16 protein-coding genes are annotated in these 19,474 nt (G+C 61.6%); 6 read left to right on the top strand and 10 right to left on the bottom strand.

Annotation, left to right across the window (positions count from 1 at the left end; translation table 11 throughout):
- Window positions 1–45: 45 nt before the first annotated feature.
- Together Q1V60_RS19970 and Q1V60_RS19965 are read left to right on the top strand one after the other, a co-directional pair.
- The gene (locus tag Q1V60_RS19970; protein ID WP_300633821.1) at window positions 46–921 is read left to right on the top strand and encodes a LysR family transcriptional regulator; all 876 of its coding nucleotides are present in this window, start codon (window positions 46–48) and stop codon (window positions 919–921) included.
- A gap of 80 nt (window positions 922–1,001) precedes the next feature.
- The gene (locus Q1V60_RS19965; protein WP_300633819.1) at window positions 1,002–1,388 is read left to right on the top strand and encodes a DoxX family protein; all 387 of its coding nucleotides are present in this window, start codon (window positions 1,002–1,004) and stop codon (window positions 1,386–1,388) included.
- 92 nt (window positions 1,389–1,480) lie between these two features.
- Here Q1V60_RS19965 and Q1V60_RS19960 read toward each other — a convergent pair whose 3' ends face one another.
- The 3 genes from Q1V60_RS19960 to Q1V60_RS19950 all read right to left on the bottom strand — a co-directional run bounded on the left by Q1V60_RS19960 (window position 1,481) and on the right by Q1V60_RS19950 (window position 4,680).
- Window positions 1,481–2,299, bottom strand: coding sequence for an alpha/beta hydrolase (locus Q1V60_RS19960; protein ID WP_300633817.1), 819 nt, complete (start codon window positions 2,297–2,299; stop codon window positions 1,481–1,483).
- A 96-nt stretch (window positions 2,300–2,395) separates the two neighbouring features.
- Window positions 2,396–3,787 (bottom strand): alginate export family protein, encoded by a 1,392-nt coding sequence (locus Q1V60_RS19955; protein ID WP_300633815.1) that lies wholly within the window; start codon window positions 3,785–3,787, stop codon window positions 2,396–2,398.
- Entirely contained in the window at window positions 3,784–4,680 is an 897-nt protein-coding gene (locus tag Q1V60_RS19950) for a glyoxalase (protein WP_300633813.1), read from the bottom strand. Before Q1V60_RS19950 ends, Q1V60_RS19955 begins: the two co-directional genes overlap by 4 nt.
- A 614-nt stretch (window positions 4,681–5,294) precedes the next feature.
- Here Q1V60_RS19950 and betT point away from each other — a divergent pair.
- Both betT and mgrA read left to right on the top strand, forming a co-directional pair.
- Window positions 5,295–7,256: a choline transporter BetT gene (betT, locus tag Q1V60_RS19945; RefSeq protein WP_300633839.1), complete on the top strand. Its 1,962-nt coding sequence runs from the start codon at window positions 5,295–5,297 to the stop codon at window positions 7,254–7,256.
- A 150-nt stretch (window positions 7,257–7,406) separates the two neighbouring features.
- On the top strand, window positions 7,407–8,444 hold the full coding sequence (mgrA, locus tag Q1V60_RS19940) for an L-glyceraldehyde 3-phosphate reductase (RefSeq protein ID WP_300633811.1): 1,038 nt from the start codon (window positions 7,407–7,409) through the stop codon (window positions 8,442–8,444).
- Window positions 8,445–8,526: 82 nt separating this feature from the next.
- On the opposite strand, the gene tauD is transcribed toward mgrA, so the two are convergent.
- The 7 genes from tauD to Q1V60_RS19905 form a co-directional block, all read right to left on the bottom strand.
- On the bottom strand, window positions 8,527–9,363 hold the full coding sequence (tauD, locus tag Q1V60_RS19935; protein ID WP_300633809.1) for a taurine dioxygenase: 837 nt from the start codon (window positions 9,361–9,363) through the stop codon (window positions 8,527–8,529).
- A 14-nt stretch (window positions 9,364–9,377) separates the two neighbouring features.
- Window positions 9,378–10,214: a taurine ABC transporter permease TauC gene (gene tauC, locus Q1V60_RS19930; RefSeq protein WP_300633807.1), complete on the bottom strand. Its 837-nt coding sequence runs from the start codon at window positions 10,212–10,214 to the stop codon at window positions 9,378–9,380.
- Window positions 10,211–10,990 carry a taurine ABC transporter ATP-binding subunit gene (gene tauB, locus Q1V60_RS19925; protein ID WP_300633805.1) on the bottom strand — a complete coding sequence of 260 codons (780 nt, stop codon included), beginning with the start codon at window positions 10,988–10,990 and terminating at the stop codon, window positions 10,211–10,213. The genes tauC and tauB overlap by 4 nt, the downstream gene beginning before the upstream one ends.
- Window positions 10,991–11,008: 18 nt before the next feature.
- On the bottom strand, window positions 11,009–11,986 hold the full coding sequence (gene tauA / locus Q1V60_RS19920) for a taurine ABC transporter substrate-binding protein (RefSeq protein ID WP_300633803.1): 978 nt from the start codon (window positions 11,984–11,986) through the stop codon (window positions 11,009–11,011).
- Window positions 11,987–12,381: 395 nt separating this feature from the next.
- Window positions 12,382–13,965, bottom strand: a complete 1,584-nt coding sequence (gshA, locus tag Q1V60_RS19915; protein WP_300633801.1) for a glutamate--cysteine ligase — start codon at window positions 13,963–13,965, stop codon at window positions 12,382–12,384.
- Between the two features lie 214 nt (window positions 13,966–14,179).
- Window positions 14,180–14,563: a PaaI family thioesterase gene (locus Q1V60_RS19910; RefSeq protein WP_300633800.1), complete on the bottom strand. Its 384-nt coding sequence runs from the start codon at window positions 14,561–14,563 to the stop codon at window positions 14,180–14,182.
- Window positions 14,563–16,887 (bottom strand): Tex family protein, encoded by a 2,325-nt coding sequence (locus tag Q1V60_RS19905; protein WP_300633799.1) that lies wholly within the window; start codon window positions 16,885–16,887, stop codon window positions 14,563–14,565. The genes Q1V60_RS19910 and Q1V60_RS19905 overlap by 1 nt, the downstream gene beginning before the upstream one ends.
- A 356-nt stretch (window positions 16,888–17,243) precedes the next feature.
- Here Q1V60_RS19905 and ompR point away from each other — a divergent pair, with 356 nt between their 5' ends.
- Both ompR and Q1V60_RS19895 read left to right on the top strand, forming a co-directional pair.
- Complete coding sequence (gene ompR / locus Q1V60_RS19900; protein WP_015373500.1) at window positions 17,244–17,984, top strand: two-component system response regulator OmpR; 741 nt, start codon at window positions 17,244–17,246, stop codon at window positions 17,982–17,984.
- A 116-nt stretch (window positions 17,985–18,100) separates the two neighbouring features.
- Window positions 18,101–19,414, top strand: coding sequence for an ATP-binding protein (locus Q1V60_RS19895; protein ID WP_057725431.1), 1,314 nt, complete (start codon window positions 18,101–18,103; stop codon window positions 19,412–19,414).
- The last annotated feature ends 60 nt before the right edge of the window (window positions 19,415–19,474 follow it).

Here is a 19,474-nt window from a genome sequence, read left to right as displayed (position 1 = left end):
GAATTTGCGACGCGTTGATGCGTTTATGCAGCGGTGGAGGGCATGATGAATTGGGATGATGCGCGGGTGTTCCTGGCGGTATGCCGTGAAACCACATTACGGGGCGCGGCGCGGGTGCTGGGCGTGGATCAAGCCACGGTCGGGCGGCGGATCAACACGCTGGAAAAGTCCCTGGGCGCGACCTTGTTCCTGCGCACGTCCGAGGGCTATGCACTGACCGCCGTCGGCGAAGCGGCCTGGCTTTCGGTGGAAAAAATGGAACGCTCGGCCCTGGAACTGGAGCGCCGGATACAAGGCCTGGATGAGCGCCTCACCGGCACGGTGCGCGTCAGCACCACTGACTCGCTGGCCATCGACTTCCTGATCCCGGCCATCGCGCGCCTGCATGAGCAGCACCCGGACGTGCGCGTGCAACTGGACGCCTCGACCCAGTTCCTCAGCCTGGCCAAGCGTGAAACCGATATCGCGGTGCGTAACATCCGCCCGGACAACCCCGACCTGATCGCCCGGCGCATCGCCCGCTGGCCGGTGGGGCTGTTCGCGGCGCAGTCCTATATCGACCGCCACGGCGTGCCGGAACCCGGCAGCCTGTTCGAAGGCCACGACCTGGTGGTGTATCAACCCTACCTGCAAAGCCAGAAAGACCTGGCGTTGGTGTGCGAACCGTTGGGGCGCGGGCGGATTGTCGCGGCGTTGAGCTCCAGCCTGCTGGTGCGCCGCGCGATCGCCGCCGGCATCGGCATTGGCGAGATCCCGGTATACACCGGAGAACGCGACGGGCTGGTGCGCCTGTGGCCGCAGCGCACGCGGCCATTGCCCTATGACGTCTGGCTGGTGACCCATGCCGACTTGCGCCATACCGCACGGGTGCGAGTGGTGATCGATGAAATCGTCGCCGGTTTTTCCGCGTCGATGGCGTGAGGTCAGCACACGCCTGCAAGCTCCCCGTCGCGGCCGGGGCCACACTGGCGGTCGGTCATGTTGACGGACACAGGTGGCGTATGAACGAAACAAGAAATCAGGATATCGGGCTGTTGTTTCTGCGGGTCAGCGGGGCTTTGTTTTTGTTGTGGGTGCATGGGTTGCCGAAAGTGCTCCACTACAGCGAACAGCTGAAGCTGATCGAAGACCCGTTTCACTTGGGGGCGTCTGTCACCTTGCTGCTGGCAATATTTGCCGAGGTGCTGTGCCCGCTGTTGATCATCGCGGGTGTGCTGGTGCGCCTGGCGTGCCTGCCGATCCTGGCGGTGCTGGTGATCGCGCTGCTGGTAGTGCATCCGGAGTGGACGCTGTTCGAAGGGCAGTTTGGCTGGCTGTTGATGATCATCTTTACCAGCCTCCTGATCGCGGGGCCGGGGCGTCTGACGCTGGCGCAGCGCTTTGCCTGAACACAAGGCCGGGCGCTCTTCATTGTGGCGAGGGAGCAAGCTCCCTCGCCACAGGTTTGCACCTTGTGTTAACTGGCTGGCACCCGCAGGGTTCAGCGGTTCAGGAACGCCAACAGGTCTTCATTGAGCTGTTGGGTGTGGGTGGCGGCAAACCCGTGCGGTGCGTCCTTGTACACTTTCAGTTGCGCGCCCTTGATCATTTCGGCCGCGACCTTGCCGGTGGTTTCGAACGGCACGATCTGGTCACCGTCACCGTGGATGACCAGGGTCGGCACGTCGATCTTGGCCATGTCCGGGCGGAAGTCGGTTTGGGAGAAGGCGCTGACGCAATCCACGGTGGATTTCAGCGAGGCTTGCAGAGCGATCTGCAGGGTTTGGGTGAGCACACCCTCCGAGACTTTCTGGCCCTTGTTGAGGCCGAAGAACGGCGTGTTGAAATCGCTGATGAATTGCGCGCGGTCCTTGAGCAGGCCGGCCTTGATGCCATCGAATACGTCGTTGGGCACGCCCTGCGGGTAATCGGCTTTCTGGCCGAAGATCGGCGTCACCGCACCGAGCAGTACCAGCCCGGCGACCCGTGCGCTGCCATGGCGCGCGATGTAGCGCGCCACATCACCGCCGCCCATGGAGAAGCCCACCAGCGTGACGTCCTTGAGGTCCAGGTGTTCGATCAACTGGGCGATATCGTCGGCGAAGGTATCGTAGTCGTTGCCGGTCCACGGCTGGTCCGAGCGACCAAAGCCTCGGCGGTCGAACGCGATCGTGCGAAAGCCACGGCTGCTCAGGTATTCCATCTGGTATTCCCACATGTCGGCATCCAGCGGCCAGCCGTGGCTGAACAACACGGGCTTGCCGCTGCCCCAGTCCTTGAAGTAGATCTGGGTACCGTCTTTGGCAACGAATGTGCTCATCTGAAGCTCCTTTGTCTGCATGAAAAGAGTGGGTGAAAACCGCGTCACTATTGCGCCAAAGCCAACGCCGGGCTTGTATCGGTGTGCTTGCCTGAGTTACCAGCTGAACTTGAGCTCCATGCCCAGGTAGTTGCTGTCATGCCCGCCGGCATCGCGCAGCGTCTGGCCGACCGCGTAATGCACGGCTTCGACCGCGCCGGTCAGGTTCGGCGTGAAGGCGTAGTCGGTTCTCAGCTGACCGTAGGCGCCGGTCCAACGTTCACCTTGGCCCGCAGTGCCGGCGACCGGCAAATTGGGCTGGGTGTAGACCGCGTCCGCGGTGGTTTGCCGCCACAGCAGGCCGACGGCGGTTTGCACGCTGAGCTTGGCGATGGGCTTGACGGTGATCGACGGCTTGACGTGAATCAGGTTGCTGTAGCCGGTATAGCCCGCCAGGGAAAAGTAATAGCCGTTGGGGAACAGCGGATTAAAGGTGCCGACAGTGCCGTCACCGGCCTTGCGGTCGCCGGAGGCGATGTCCAGTTGCAGGCCCAGGCGCGGTTTCCACGCCAGGCTGTCGAAGGTGTAGCCGGTGCGGCTGCCGCCGGCCCAGGCGCGGATATCCTTGCCGCCCACCGAGCCGCCTTGCACCATGGCTTCGATGTCCCAGTCGAACCCCCGCGCCGCGCCCCCCAGGCGCGCATCGAACAGCTGGCGCGTCTCGTCGCCATCAGCATCCAGATAATGCGCCGCGCTGCGCTCGTACACGCCGTAGTAGGCCGACAGCTCATTCGTGCCGCCCACCAGGCGCTCGACCCGCAGCAGGTGAAAGCGCGCATCCCTGTTGGACTTGTCGTCGAAATGCCGACCATCCTGGTATTGCACCGGCTGGCTGGCGATCCCGATAAAGCGCCAGTTCGGGGTTTCCCAGTCGGCCCACAACGCATCGAACGACTGCCGCACATTCGGGCCGTCCCGCGAGGAAATGAAGCGCTGCAAGTCGAAGGCAAAATCCTGGCGGCCAATACGGCTCTTGAACGTGCCGCTGCTGAAGGTGTTCACGTATTCGGCAAAGGCCAGGCGCAGATCCACGCGGTTCTGATCGGCGCCGCCAAGCGTGGTTTTGTCGTAGGCGCGCACGTCTTCGAGCTGGGTGAACACACGCCAGTGTTCGTTCAAGTGCAGGTCGGCGTGCACCTGGAAACGCTGGATCAGGTAGCGATCACGGGCCACGTTCCTTGCGCCGAAACCGCTGGCGTCATTCATCTCGAAACGCTCGCGCAAGGTCGCGCCCAAAGACAGGTAGGTGAACGGGTTGGCGCTCGACAGCGGGATGTACTTGAGGGTGTCCAGCGGCTGCGTGCGCAGCGTCGGGTCCTTGAGCACCGACCAGTCTTCCTGCCAGCGATTGGCCTTGATCGCCGGTCGGCTCGGTTGATCGTCGGCGTGGACGCTGCCGACCAGCAGCGGCCACAGCACGGCCAGGCTCCAGCCTGTGCGACGAATCATTTTGCCGCGGTGAGTTGGTGGATTTCCGCGATGTAACCGCCGGGGAATTCGACCAATGCACTGCGCCGGCCCTTGCTGTCGAATGCCGGCACCAGCACCCTGGCCCCGGACCCGCTGGCCTTGCCGAGGGTGGCGGCCAGGTCGCTGACCTGATAGCCGGTGGTGTCGTGACCGAACGGGTAAGGCAGTTGGCCGTTAGTGACCAGCACCGCCATGCGCCCGAACGGGGACTCGATCTCGACGCGGCGGTAATGGCCGCCCGCCTGGCCCACATCAGCCGCTGGCGCGTGCTTGTCGTCGCTCACTATCTTGCCGTGGGAGAAACCCAGGAATGCCTTGATAAAGCGCTCGGCGCTGTCGTTGGAGACATACACGCGGTTTTCCGGAATGGTCTCGAACGCCGCGTAATCCGGGGTCTTGGTGTGCCAATAGAGCTGCATGTTGACGCCGCCCGGCCACTGCACCACGGCGTCACGGCCGATGGGGTCGGGAAAATCGCTGACGATCACATCGGCGCCATTGTCCCGCGCCGCCTTGAGGGCCACGTCCATGTCCTTGACCAGATAGCCGTTGCGCTCCTGGCCGAACGGGTGCGGCACGGGCGTGGTAAAGCCGAACAACGACACGGTGCCCGCCGGGGTCTGCAGCAATTGCGAAGTGGTGCTGCTCGGCACCGGCAGCACGTTCACCACCACCTGGGGCGTGCTTTTGCCGCCGAACGTGGCAAGAAAACTCTGGGCGAAACGGTCGACATCGGCCGGCGCGACATACACATGGCTGGTGTCGTATTGCGGCGCCACGGCGACGCTTGGGGTGGCGGCCAAAGCGCTGTTCATCATTGCGCTTGCCAACAGCGTCAATGCCACGGTTACCTTGATTGCTTTGTTACGCATGCCCGTTCTCCAGCGCTTCTAAGGGATCGAAAGCCGTGAGGTTAGGGGGCAGGGGGCAGCGGGAATTGTATGCACGTGCTCGGTTGAACGTTTCAGCGGCCCGCTGTGGTCGGCTGTCAAACCGCCTTCGCAGGCAAGCCGTAATGACAGTCAGTTAAGACAGAACCGGTCCCTGTGGCGAGGGAGCTTGCTCCCGCTGGACTGCGTAGCAGTCCCATTTTTTGGTACCGCTTCGCGCCCCACCGGGAGCAACCTCCCTCGCCACAGGTCGCAGGTTTTTCTGCTTTAGCGCTTAACTGACCGGCATTAGGGCAAGCCCGGCCCACATTTTTGAAGGCATTTCACCGTCAAGTCGCTGAACGATTCCGATCGTCACCCGTCATACCAGTCCCTGAGCCAGTGTAGGAATCATCTACCACTCAGCCCTGCGATTAGTCCAAAACCGCCTATTCATGTTTAACTTGAACGTTCGTTCAAGTTAAACCGGTGGTTCGCTGCCCGCTCACAACAGGAGGCTTACCTTTGCTGAGTCCGTTATACACAGCCACATTTCACACCTTGGGGGTGCATCGTTCATGAGTGCATCGTCCACCCCTCCCAGCGGTCTGGTGCGCATGAATGCGCCCGTTTTCTACTTTGCCGCCACGGCCATTCTGCTGTTCGGCCTCACCGTCATCGCTATCCCGCAACAGGCCGGTGCCTGGCTGCTGGCCGCGCAAAACTGGGCGGCCAATACGGTCGGCTGGTACTACATGCTGGCGATGACCCTGTATCTGGTCTTCGTGGTGGTCACCGCGTTATCGGGCTACGGCAAGATAAAACTCGGTGCCGACCACGACGAGCCCGAATTCAGTTACCTGTCCTGGGCCGGCATGCTGTTCGCCGCCGGGATCAGCATCACGCTGTTCTTCTTTTGCGTTTCCGAACCGCTGACCCACTTGGTGCAACCGCCCCAGGGCGAAGCGATGAACGCCGATGCGGCGCGCCAGGCCATGCAGATCCTGTTCCTGCACTGGGGCCTGCACGGCTGGGGCGTGTTCGCGTTTGTCGGCATGGCCCTGGCGTACTTCGCCTACCGGCATAACCTGCCGCTGGCGTTGCGCTCGGCGCTGTACCCGCTGATCGGCAAGCGCATCAACGGCCCGATCGGGTACGCCGTGGATGGTTTCGGCATCATCGCCACGGTGTTCGGCCTGGGGGCCGACATGGGGTTTGGCGTGTTGCACCTCAACTCCGGCCTGGATTACCTGTTCGGTATTGCCCATACGCAGTGGATTCAAGTGGGCTTGATCACCTTGATGATGGGCGCGGCGATCATCGTTGCCGTGGCCGGTGTCGACAAGGGCGTGCGGGTGATGTCCGACATCAACATGCTGCTGGCCTGCGCGCTGCTGCTGTTTGTGTTGTTTGCCGGGCCCACCCAGCATTTGCTTAACACCCTGATCCAGAACATCGGTGACTATTTGGGGGCCTTGCCGACCAAGAGTTTCGATGTGTACGCATACGACAAACCCAGCGACTGGCTGGGCGGCTGGACCGTGTTCTATTGGGCTTGGTGGATTGCCTGGTCGCCCTTTGTCGGCCTGTTCATTGCGCGCATTTCCCGCGGTCGCACCATTCGCGAGTTCGTCTTCGGCGTGCTGCTGATCCCGCTGGGTTTCACCCTGGCGTGGATGTCGATTTTCGGTAACAGCGCCATAGACCAGGTGCTCAACCACGGCATGACCGCGTTGGGGCAGTCGGCCATTGATGAACCCTCGATGAGCCTTTACTTGCTGCTGGAAACCTACCCGTGGAGTAAAACCGTGATCGCGGTCACGGTGTTTATCAGCTTTGTGTTCTTCGTGACCTCGGCCGATTCCGGCACCGTGGTGCTGTCGACGCTGTCTTCCAAAGGCGGCAACGCCGATGAAGACGGCCCGAAATGGCTGCGCGTGTTCTGGGGGGCGATGACCGCTCTGGTCACCAGCGCCTTGCTGTTTGCCGGCAGTATCGATTCGTTGAAATCAGCGGTGGTGCTGACCTCGCTGCCGTTCTCGCTGATCCTGTTGCTGATGATGTGGGGGCTGCACAAGGCGTTCTATCTCGAGTCGCAAAAGCAGATCGCCCAGTTGCACTCGTTGGCGCCGATTTCAGCGTCGCGCAAAGGCCGTGGCGGCTGGCGCCAGCGTTTGAGCCAGGCCGTGCACTTCCCCTCGCGGGATGAGGTATACCGCTTCCTTGAGTCGACGGTACGCCCGGCAATCGAAGAAGTGACGGCGGTGTTTGTCGAGAAGGGCCTGAATGTGGTCACCCAGCCGGACCCGTCCAACGACAGCGTCAGCCTGGAAATCGGCCATGGCGAAGAGCATCCGTTCATCTACCAGGTGCAGATGCGTGGCTACTTCACGCCGTCGTTTGCCCGTGGCGGCATGGGTTCCAAAGAGATCAACAACCGCCGTTACTATCGAGCGGAAGTGCACTTGCGCGAGGGCAGCCAGGACTACGACCTGGTGGGCTACACCAAGGAGCAGATCATCAACGACATCCTCGACCAGTACGAGCGGCACCTGCAGTTCCTGCATTTGGTGCGCTGATTCGAGCGCACGAATGTACGCAACAGCGTTCCTCTCAAGTAGGTCTTTGCTGTAAAAGGGAAAGGCAGACTTAAGCGATTCAGCGGGCTCGAAGGCCTGGGAATAACCTTGTTCCCAGGCCTTGTTTGCCCCAAGCCTAGAGAGGATTCGATGACGTACATTGCTGCCCAAAACCGCTATGAATCTATTCCTTATCGCCGCGTAGGCCGCAGCGGGTTGGTGCTGCCGGCACTGTCCCTGGGGTTGTGGCACAACTTTGGCGACAGCACCCCGATCGCCACCCAGCGCGCCCTGCTGCGCACCGCGTTCGACCTGGGCATCAATCACTTCGACCTGGCCAACAACTACGGCCCTCCTTACGGCAGCGCCGAGATCAACTTCGGCCGGTTGCTGCGCGAAGACTTCAAGCATTACCGCGACGAACTGATCATCTCCAGCAAGGCCGGCTGGGACATGTGGCCCGGCCCTTATGGCCAGGGTGGCGGTTCGCGTAAATACGTCCTGGCGAGCCTGGACCAGAGCCTGCAACGCCTGGGCGTCGACTATGTGGATATCTTCTATTCCCACCGTTTCGACGCCGACACGCCGTTGGAAGAAACCGCCAGTGCGCTGGCCGCCGCCGTGCAGCAGGGCAAGGCGTTGTACATCGGTATCTCGTCCTACTCAGGGGTAAAAACCCGTGAGATGGCGGCGCTGCTCAACGAGTGGAAAGTGCCGCTGTTGATTCACCAACCGGCCTACAACCTGCTCAACCGCTGGGTGGAAAAAGACCTGCTCGACACCACCGAAGAACTGGGCGCCGGGGTGATTGCGTTCACGCCATTGGCCCAGGGTTTGCTGACCGATAAATACCTCAACGGCGTACCGGCCGATGCCCGGGTGAATCGCCCGGGTGGTGGCTCGCTGCAGGCCAAGCACCTGTCCGAAGCCAACATTGCCCATGTCCGCGCCTTGAATGAAATCGCCCAGCGTCGCGGCCAGAGCCTGGCGCAACTGGCGTTGGCCTGGACCCTGCGTGATCCGCGGGTGACCAGCGCGCTGATCGGTGCCAGCCGGCCGGAGCAGATCATCGAGAACGTCGGGGCGCTGAAGAACCTGAGCTTCAGCGCTGAAGAACTGGCTGAGATTGATCGGTTTGCGCAGGAAGGCGGGATCAACTTGTGGGAGAAGCCATCCACTGCGCAATAACCTGACGCGGCCGGGTTAAAAATGTGGGAGGGGCAAGCTCCTCCCACATTGGGTCGTCAGTGTTGCCGGAGTGGTGTGTGGCTCAGAACGGCACATCGCCCAGAATGGTCGCCCGGTGCATCACCCGCCGCTGCGGCCGGTAGTCATCCACCGCGTAATGCTGGGTCACGCGGTTGTCCCAGAACGCCACGTCGTTCTCCTGCCAACGCCAGCGAAGGGTGAATTCCGGGCGCGTGGCATGAGCGAACAACAATTTGAGAATCGCCTCGCTTTCGGCTGTTTCCAGTTCATTGATTCGGGTGGTGAAGCCGTCGCTGACGAACAGCGATTTACGGCCGCTGACAGGGTGTGTGCGTATCACCGGGTGCGACAGAGGTGGGTTTTTCCGGCGGGCGTCTTCCCAGCGTGCCAGGTCCTCGGCAGTGTCGCCAAAGCGCTCCCGTGGAAAGGACTTGGTGAAGTCGTGGGTAGCGGTGAGCCCATCGAGCAACGTTTTGAAGGGCTCGGACAGCGCTTCATAGGCCGCAATCCCGCTGGCCCATAACGTATCGCCACCAAACGCCGGCAATAGCTTGGCGCTGAGTACCGCACCCATTGCGGGGGTGGGCAGGAACGTCACGTCGGTATGCCACACGGCGTTGTCACGCACATCGGTGACGGCGGTGTCGAGGATCAGCACTTCGGGCTGTTCGGGCACGTTGGGGTAGATCGGGTGAATGTGCAGGTCACCGAAATTCGCCGCGAACCGTGCCTGTTGCTGCGGGGTGATCGGCTGGTCGCGCAAGAACAGCACCGAATGCTTGAGGAGGGCTTGTTCGATGGCGTCGCGCTGTTCGGCGCTCAGTGCCCGGGTGATATCCACGCCACTGATCTGGGCGCCGAGCGCGGTGCTTAACGGGGTAACGGTCAGGCTGCTCATTTAGTATTCATCGCTCAGTGTGCCTGGCCATGCCACGGCACTAATTTACGCTGCAGGGCGCGCAGGCCCATTTCCATGGCGAAGGCGATCAGTGCGATCACCAGGATGCCCAGTACCACGACGTCGGTGACCAGAAACTGCGCCGCCGACTGCACCATGAAGCCCAGGCCGCTGGTGGCGGCGATCAGTTCGGCGGCAACCAGGGTTGACCACCCCACGCCCAGGCCGATGCGTACACCGGTGAGGATGTCGGGCAGGGCGCTTGGCAGGATCACATGACGAATCAACTGGGTGCGGGTCGCACCCAGCGACTGTGCGGCGCGCAATTTGGCCGGGTCGACAGTGCGCACGCCGGTCGCAGTGGCGATGGCAATCGGTGCAAAGATCGCCAGGTAAATCAGCAGCACCTTGGACAGCTCGCCGATGCCGCACCAGATCACGATCAACGGCAGATAGGCCAGCGGCGGGATCGGCCGGTAAAATTCGATCAGCGGGTCGAGAATGCCGCGGGCGATACGGTTGGCGCCGATGGCGATCCCCACCGGCACGGCAGTCAGCACCGCAAAACCCAGGCCCAGGCCGATGCGGCTGAGGCTCGCGCCCAAATGCTGCCATAGGGTCGAATCCATATAGCCCGAAGTCGCCAGCAACCAGCCTTTTTGCAGCACCGCAGACGGCGGCGGCAGGAACAGCGGTTCGATCAAACCGGTGGCGGTCACGACCCACCAGATGGCCAGCAAGGCAAACAGAGTCAACAGGCTGATCCAGCGCGTGCCCAGGCGCCGCCGTACGGGAAGGATGGTGTGGGCCAGCGGCTTGGCGGCCGTGGCGCTGAGTTCGTAGCTGCTCATGCAGGCACCTGCCGTTGCGAGAACACTTTGTCCAGCACGTGTTCGCGGGTTTCGATAAAACGCGGGTCGGACTTGATCGCCCGTGCCGATTCGCCGGCCGCGTAACGTTGGCCGAAGTCCAGGTGCAGACGCTCGACAATGTGGCCGGGGTTCGGCGCCAGCAGGATCAGGTCCGTGGCAAGGAACACCGCTTCTTCAATGTCATGGGTGATCAGGAACACCGGCTTGGCCGTGCGTCGCCAGACTTGCAGCAGCAGTTCCTGCATCTGTTCGCGGGTGAAGGCATCGAGGGCACCGAAGGGCTCGTCCATCAGTAATACGCGAGGGTCGGCCGCCAACGCGCGGGCGAGGCCGACGCGTTGCTTCTGGCCGCCGGAGAGTTGCCAGATGCGGCGGCTGTCGAAACCGCCCAGGTCCACCAGCGCGAGCATTTCCCGGGCGCGCACTTCACGTTGCGCCTTAGGCACGCCGGCCAGTTCCAGGCCGAAGGCGACGTTGGCCAGCACGTCCTGCCAGGGCAGCAGGGCATCGTCCTGAAACACTACGCCACGTTCGGCACCGGGACCTTTGACCGGCACGCCGTCCAGGGTGATGCGCCCGGCTGATGGCTCGACAAAGCCGGCAATCAGGTTCAACAGCGAAGTCTTGCCACTGCCGGACGGGCCCAGAGCCACCAGTAATTGCCGGGGTCCAAGCTCGAGTGAAATATCCGCCAGTACCGGTTCCGAAGCGCCTGGGTACTGTGCGCTGATGCGCTCCAGGTGTAGCAAGGCCATCGCGATGAACTCCTTGAATCAGTGGGTGATGAACTTGGCGCTGACGTAAGGGGCGTAGTCCGGCAACACTGCGTCGACCTTGCCTTGCTCCTTGAGGAACGCCGCAGTATCGGTGACGGCCTGGGTGGTCGGCGCACCCAGCAGGGTTAACTGGTCAGCGGCCAGCGGGTAGACATTGCCTTGCAACAGCAACGGGATATCGCTGGCCTTGGCGCCGGAGAGCTTCACCAGTTTGTCGACGTTACCTTTGTCGGCGAGCCAGGCTTGTGGGTCTTTACGGTAAGCGGCGTAGGCATCCAGGGTGACTTTGGCGAAGGCTGTGACGATTTGCGGATGCTTCTCGGCGAAGTCCTTGCGCACAATCCAGGCATCGAAGGTCGGCGCGCCGAACTTGGCCAGTTCGCCGGAAGTGATCAACACCTTGCCGTTTTCCTTGGCCACGCCCAGGGCCGGGTCCCACACGTAGGTGGCGTCGATATCGCCGCGCTTCCAGGCCGCGATGATGGCCGGTGGTGCGAGGTTGAGGATGGTCACTTTCGAAGGGTCGATGTTCCAGTGCTTCAGCGCGGCCAGCAGGCTGTAGTGCCCCGTGGACACGAACGGCACGGCAATCTTTTTACCGACCAGGTCCTGAGGGCTGTTGATCCCCGAACCATCACGCGCTACCAAGGCTTCGGCGCCGCCGATCTGGGTGGCGACGAGGAAGGTTTGCACCGGTACTTTGCGCGTGATCGCGGCGGTCAACGGGCTGGAACCGAGGTAGCCGATCTGCACGTCACCCGAGGCGATGGCGGCGATGATATCGGCGCCATTGTCGAATTTGCGCCAGTCGATCCTGGCGTTGGTGGCTTTTTCATAAGCCCCGTCAGCCTGGGCGACTTTCGCCGGGTCTACGGTGGTCTGGTAGGCGACGGTCACATCCGCCGCCTGGGCAAACAGGCTGGCACCGGCCAGTGACAACGCCGCCAGCAAGCGCAGTGGGGTAAGCAATTTCAAAGGGAAGCTCCTCGATCAGGCGGCCGGGTGGGCGGCGTGTGAGGAGACTAAATGATCTAAGAATTCGAAAATAAATAACATTTTCGAATTAGCTTAGTACGCAGCACATAGGTGGGAGCGGGTTTGCCCTGATGCCAGTCAGTTAAGGAGGAGCGCTTTACCGTGGCGAGGGAGCTTGCTCCCGCTGGAATGCGCAGCAGTCCCATTTTCTTGGGTCGCTTCGAGGCCCAGCGGGAGCAAGCTCCCTCGCCACAGGCCGACGGTTGCCTGCTCTAGCGCTTAACTGACTGGCATTGGGGCTTGCCCGCGAAGGTGGTGCATCAGTTACACATTCAGTGACTGACACTCCACTTTCGCGGGCAAACCCGCTGCCACAGGGGCTTTGCGTGAGGCTTTCAGTTGCTGATCGCCAGAATGCTCGCCTGGTACGACCCGACGAACACGTCGAAATCGCCCACTTCGTTCTTCTCAAGTTCAGCCTGTTGAGCCAGCGACGTACGCGCCAGTTCTTCAAAGCGCGCTTGTTCCTCGGCGGGCAGCGGTTCCTTGCGGAAGTACTCGGCATGCACCTCGCTCTGATGCAGCGAGAACTGCGCAAAACTTTCCTTGCGCTCGGCCATCGCTGCCAGCACCTGAGCCGACGGCGTCAGTGACGAGTCGTTGACCTTGGCCATTTGAGCGTCCAGCGCCTGGCTGTGCTCTGTGATGCCATGGCTCTCATCGAGCAGGGCGGCCAGAGGCGCGATTTGTTCCAGCAGTTCGGCGGCCCACTCTTTCATATCCACCGCCTGGCCTTCACGCTGCAATTGCAGGCCCGGACGGCGACCTTCCTTGACCACGCTGAGGAAGTTGGACGTGGCATTACCGCACTCGTTATTGGCGAACAGCGGGCTGTCGTTCAGCGTGCAATACAGCAGGAACGCGTCGAGAAAGCGTGACTCTGGAAGGTCGATGCCCATCGGCAGAAACGGATTGATGTCCAGGCAGCGCACTTCGATGTACTGGATGCCACGGGCCATCAGCGCCTGAATCGGCCGCTCGCCGGTGTAGGTCACGCGCTTGGGGCGGATGTTGGAGTAGTACTCGTTTTCGATCTGCAGAATGTTGGTGTTGAGCTGCACCCACTCACCATCCTTGTGCGTGCCGACCTCCACATAGGGCGCGTAGGGCGTTGCCACCGCCTCGCGCAGGCTGTCGGTGTAGCTGACCAAGTCGTTGTAGCACGGCGTGAGGCCGGCCTGGGCGTTGCTCTGGTAACCCAGGTCGCTCATGCGCAGGCTCGTGGCGTACGGCAGGTACAGCGTGTCGGCATCGAGCACTTCAAGCTGGTGCGAACGACCGCGCAGGAAGCCGGCGTCCAGTGCCGGCGAGGCACCAAACAGGTACATCAACAGCCAGCTGTAGCGACGGAAATTACGAATCAGCGCGATATAGGCGGTGGATTGATAGTCGCGGTCGGTGCCGACAAACCCTTCGGTTTCCTTGAGCAACGGCCACAGCTGTTCCGGCAGCGAAAAATTGTAATGGATGCCGGCGATGCATTGCATGGTCTTGCCGTAGCGCAGGGCCAGGCCCTTGCGGTACACGTACTTGAGCTGCCCGATATTGGACGTGCCGTAGTAGGCGATCGGAATATCTTCCTCGGCCGGCAACGGGCACGGCATCGAGGGGCTCCACAGGTACTCATTGCCCAGCTTGCTGTAGGCAAAGCGATGGATCTTGTCCAGGCTGCTCAGGGTATCGGCCGGGTTGGGCAGGGCTGGGGTGATGAACTCCAGCAGCGATTCCGAGTAGTCGGTGGTGATCTGTTCATTGGTCAACGCAGCGCCCAGGGCTTCAGGGTGCGGGGTTTGCGCCAGGCGACCCTCACTGGTGACGCGCAGGCATTCACGCTCGATGCCATGCAGGCAGTGCTCTAGCAGGGAGAGGTGTTCGCGCTTGCCGAGCAGAGCCAGGCGGCGGTTGAGAAGTTCGCTCAAGTTGGATTCCTTCACGCGTCAGTCGCCCCAATATGGGGGTGGGCAAGACGGTCTACAAGGGTGAAGTTGAAACTGGCGTGATCGCCTGGTTCTGAGTCGATTTGACCCGCTCTGAAAATGCCTACTTCACTCCATGAATTGGGCTACAGCGCAGCGAGAAAATTCCGACGCTGTTGTCACAGCGCCGAAATTAACTCAAATCATGGGTGGGGAGCTATAGGACAGCGAATGTGCCCTGCGCTTTTGCGACAAGTCTGTCGTCTTGGTACACGTCGGCTTCGACCACCAATGTGCGCCTGCCGGCGTGGATCACCCGGCTGGTGCACAGCACATCACCGTGTTCAACGGCGCGGATGTAGTTGATCTTGCACTCGATGGTCGCGCTCTGCTGGTCGAAACCATGGGCGCTGGAGCATGCCAGCCCCATGGTGATGTCCACTAGGCTGAAAATCGCGCCGCCATGCAGCTTGCCCCCGCGGTTGCGCAAATGCGGCTCCAGGCTCAGGGCCACCTCCGCAACGCCCTCATCCAGGCGCTGCAGGCGGCAGCCGATCAGTTCGCTGAATGCGCTCTGGGTCAAACCGGCCGGAATATCCATCAGCGCTTCTTCAACTGCTTGGCATTGGCGAACAGCGAGGCCATGGCGTTGTTGCTCGGTGCGGCTGTCGCGGTTTCCTTGCGTGGCGCAGTGTTCTGCGATGGACGCGGCGCCGATCCAGGGCGAGCGCCACGAGCACCGTCGACTTTCTCCCCAGGGGTGTCGCTCATCCGCATGGACAGGCCAACGCGTTTGCGTGGGATATCAACTTCCATCACCTTGACCTTGACCACGTCACCGGCTTTCACCGCTTCGCGAGGGTCCTTGATGAACTTCTCCGAAAGCGCGGAGATATGCACCAAGCCGTCCTGATGCACGCCGATATCCACGAACGCGCCGAAGTTGGTCACGTTGGTCACCACGCCTTCGAGGATCATGCCCGGTTGCAGGTCCTTTAGATCTTCGACACCGTCCTGGAACTCGGCGGTCTTGAATTCGGGGCGCGGGTCGCGACCGGGTTTTTCCAGCTCTTGCAGGATGTCGGTAATGGTGGGCACGCCGAAGGTTTCGTCGGTGTACTTCTTCGGGTCCAGGCGCTTGAGGAACGCGGCGTCGCCGATCAGCGAGCGGATGTCGCGATCGGTTTCGGCGGCAATTCGCTTTACCAGCGGATACGCTTCCGGGTGAACCGCAGAAGCATCCAGCGGGTTGTCGCCGTTCATTACGCGTAGGAAACCGGCGGCTTGCTCGAAGGTTTTTTCGCCCAGGCGCGCGACTTTTTTCAGCGCGGCGCGTGTTTTGAAGGCGCCGTTCTCGTCGCGGTGGGTGACGATATTCTGCGCAAGGGTAGTGTTCAGGCCGGAAATCCGGGCCAGCAGCGCCACCGAGGCTGTGTTCACATCCACACCCACCTTGTTCACACAGTCTTCCACCACGGCATCCAGGCCACGCGCCAGTTTGAGCTGCGACACGTCATGCTGGTACTGGCCGACACCGATGGATTTAGGATCAATCTTCACCAACTCGGCCAGCGGGTCCTGCAGACGACGGGCAATAGACACGGCGCCGCGGATCGATACATCAAGATCCGGAAATTCCTTGGACGCCAGTTCCGAGGCCGAGTACACCGATGCACCTGCCTCGGAGACCATGACCTTGGTCATCTTCATGGCCGGGTACTTTTTGATCAGCTCGGCGGCCAGCTTGTCGGTTTCGCGGCTGGCGGTGCCGTTGCCGATGGCGATCAGGTCCACGGCGTGCTTGGCGCACAACGCGGCCAGGATCGCCAGGGTCTGGTCCCACTTATTGTGCGGTACGTGCGGGTAGACGGTGGCGTGGTCCAGCAGCTTGCCGGTGGCGTCGACCACCGCGACCTTGCAGCCTGTGCGCAGGCCAGGGTCCAGGCCCAGGGTCGCGCGTGGGCCCGCCGGTGCGGCCAGCAGCAGGTCGTGCAGGTTGTGGGCGAATACGTTGATCGCCTCGGTTTCGGCGCCGTCGCGCAGCTCGCCGAGCAGGTCGGTTTCCAGGTGGGTGTAGAGCTTGACCTTCCAGGTCCAGCGCACGACTTCACCGAGCCACTTGTCCGCGGGACGATTCTGATTCTGAATGCCGAATTGTTGACCGATCATGCCTTCGCACGGGTGCATGGCGCCTGGCAGCTCGTCACCGACTTTGAGCGCGGAGCTGAGAATGCCCTCGTTGCGGCCACGGAAAATCGCCAGGGCACGGTGGGACGGCATGCTTTTGAGCGGCTCGTCGTGTTCGAAGTAATCGCGGAACTTGGCGCCTTCTTCCTCTTTGCCGGCGATGACGCGGGCGCTGAGAACGGCTTCCTGTTTCAGGTAGGTGCGCAGTTTTTCCAGCAGGCTGGCGTTCTCCGCGAAGCGCTCCATCAGGATGTACTTGGCGCCGTCGAGGGCGGCCTTGACGTCGGCGACGCCTTTTTGCGCGTCGATAAAGCGCGCGGCTTCGGTTTCCGGGGTCAGCGACGGGTCATTGAACAGGCCGTCGGCCAACTCGCCGAGGCCGGCTTCCAGGGCGATCTGGCCCTTTGTACGACGTTTCTGTTTGTACGGCAGGTAAAGGTCTTCAAGGCGGGTCTTGGTGTCGGCGAGCTTGATGTCGCGTTCCAGTTGCGGGGTCAACTTGCCCTGTTCCTCGATGCTGGCAAGGATGCTGATACGCCGCTCGTCGAGTTCCCTCAGGTAGCGCAGGCGCTCTTCCAGGTGTCGCAGCTGGATGTCGTCAAGGCTGCCGGTCACCTCCTTTCGGTAACGGGCGATGAAAGGCACCGTGGAGCCTTCATCCAGTAGCGCGACGGCCGCTTCGACCTGTTGTGGGCGTACACCGAGTTCCTCGGCGATGCGGCTGTTGATGCTGTCCATAAAACCACCTGAAATTCTGAAAAGCAGCTCGCAAGCCCGGAAAACAAGGCCTGGCGAGGCTGGTTGAGCGGCCCGACTGGCGCCGCTGCCTGGGTCAAGAGGCAGCCTATTGACCCTCGAAATCGAAAAAACACGACAAGCGGGTAAAAAAAACCTGGCAGTAAACGGTAACGATCTGACGTTGCCCTGCACGAAGGCGCCGCATTATAACCAGCGTTCTGCCCTTGGGGGCTACTGCGGCCGGTGGTTGTAGGACGCGGCTTAGCTGGCAGCAGAGGAAAAATCTGCTAACAATGCACACGGTGCGTATAACGGCAGCTAGGCCATAATGCGCGCCGAGATAAGAGGAGCATCTAATGAGCAGCACTGCACAAACTGCTGAAGGCGAAAAAATTCTCATCGTTGACGACGATCCGGGGCTGAGCAGCCTGCTGGAGCGTTTTTTCAACTCCAAAGGCTACCGGGCGCGCGCGGTGCCGAACACCGAGCAGATGGACCGCCTGTTGGGGCGCGAAGTGTTCAATCTGGTCGTGCTCGACCTGATGTTGCCCGGCGAAGACGGCCTGACCGCCTGCAAGCGTCTGCGCGGCGCGAACAACCAGATCCCGATCATCATGCTCACTGCCAAGGGTGATGAGCTGAGTCGCATCAAGGGCCTCGAACTCGGCGCTGATGACTACCTGGCCAAGCCGTTCAACCCTGACGAGTTGATGGCGCGGGTCAAGGCCGTATTGCGTCGCCAGGCACCGCCGGTACCGGGCGCGCCGGGCAGCGAAGACGAAAGCGTGACCTTTGGCGATTACGAGTTGTCCCTGGCGACCCGTGAGCTTAAGCGTGGCGATGAAGTGCATATGCTCACCACCGGCGAATTCGCGGTACTCAAGGCCCTGGTGATGAACGCTCGCCAGCCGCTCACCCGTGACAAGCTGATGAACCTGGCCCGTGGCCGAGAATGGGATGCTCTGGAGCGCTCCATCGACGTGCAGATATCCCGACTGCGCCGGATGATCGAGCCGGACCCTTCCAAGCCCCGGTATATCCAGACGGTGTGGGGTGTGGGTTATGTGTTTGTGCCGGATGGCACCGCAACCAAGTGACCGATGATTTGCAGGGGCGGGCATCCGGCGTTTGATTCCATGAGGGTCGACGGGGTGCCCGGCGTCTGCAATTCTGCGAGCGCCGCTCGTTCCTGCAAGGTGTCTAGCTGTCTCCTATGAAAACCCCGCTGTGGTTCCCGCAAAGTTTCTTCTCCCGCACCCTTTGGCTGGTGCTGATCGTCGTTCTGTTTTCGAAGGCACTCACACTGGTTTATCTCTTGATGAACGAAGACGTGCTGGTGGATCGGCAGTACAGCCATGGCGTCGCCCTGACATTGCGTGCGTACTGGGCCGTAGACCCTGAGAACCGTGAAAAGGTAGCCAAGGCTTCAACGCTGATCAGGGTTGATGGGGCCGGCGTGCCCGAGGGTGAACAGCATTGGCCCTACAGTGAGATCTACCAGCGCCAGATGCAGGCGGAACTGGGCGACGACACCGAGGTGCGGCTGCGCATGCATGTTTCACCTGCGCTGTGGGTGAGGGCGCCCAGTCTGGGCGATGCCTGGATCAAGGTTCCGCTGTACCCGCATCCGTTGCGCGGGCAAAAAATCTGGAACGTCTTGGGCTGGTTCCTCGCCATCGGCCTGCTTTCAACCGCGTCCGCGTGGATTTTCGTGCGCCAACTCAATCAACCCCTCAAGCGCCTGGTATTTGCCGCCCGCCAATTGGGCCAGGGGCGCAGCGTGCGCCTGCCGGTCAGCGATACGCCCAGTGAGATGACCGAGGTGTATGGCGCATTCAACCAGATGGCGGAGGATGTCGAGCAGGCCGGGCGCGAGCGCGAGCTGATGCTGGCGGGAGTGTCCCATGACCTGCGCACGCCGTTGACGCGATTGCGCTTGTCCTTGGAATTGATGGGCAACCACACCGATCTCACCGATGACATGGTGCGCGATATCGAGGACATGGACGCGATTCTGGACCAGTTTCTGGCGTTCATCCGTGATGGGCGTGATGAGGTAGTGGAAGAGGTTGACCTGACCGATCTGGTGCGTGAGGTGGTTGCGCCCTACAACCAGAGCGGTGAGCAGGTGCGCATGCGCCTGGAACCGATTCAACCGTTTGCGTTGCGTAGGGTGTCGATGAAGCGCCTGCTGAACAACCTCATCGGCAATGCCTTGCATCATGCCGGTTCGGATGTAGAGGTGGCGGCATACGTGTCTGGCGACAGCGCTGCGCCCTATGTCGTGCTGAGCGTGATGGACCGCGGTACCGGTATCGACCCGGCTGAACTGGAGGCCATCTTTAACCCGTTTACCCGAGGCGACCGCGCACGTGGCGGTAAAGGTACGGGTTTGGGGTTGGCGATTGTGCGGCGGATTGCTTCGATGCATGGCGGCAATGTTGAACTGCGCAACCGTGAAGGGGGCGGTCTGGAAGCACGGGTGCGCTTGCCGCTTGGGTTGATGTTGCCCAGAGATGCGGTCTAACGGTCGGCACGGGTCCAAATGTGGGGGCGGGCTTGCTTGCGAAGACGGTGTTTCAGTCTG

This window comes from Pseudomonas sp. (assembly GCF_030147005.1).
Lineage (GTDB): Bacteria > Pseudomonadota > Gammaproteobacteria > Pseudomonadales > Pseudomonadaceae > Aquipseudomonas.
Note: the sequence above shows the minus strand (reverse complement) of the source record. Positions and strands in the feature narration are given on the sequence as shown.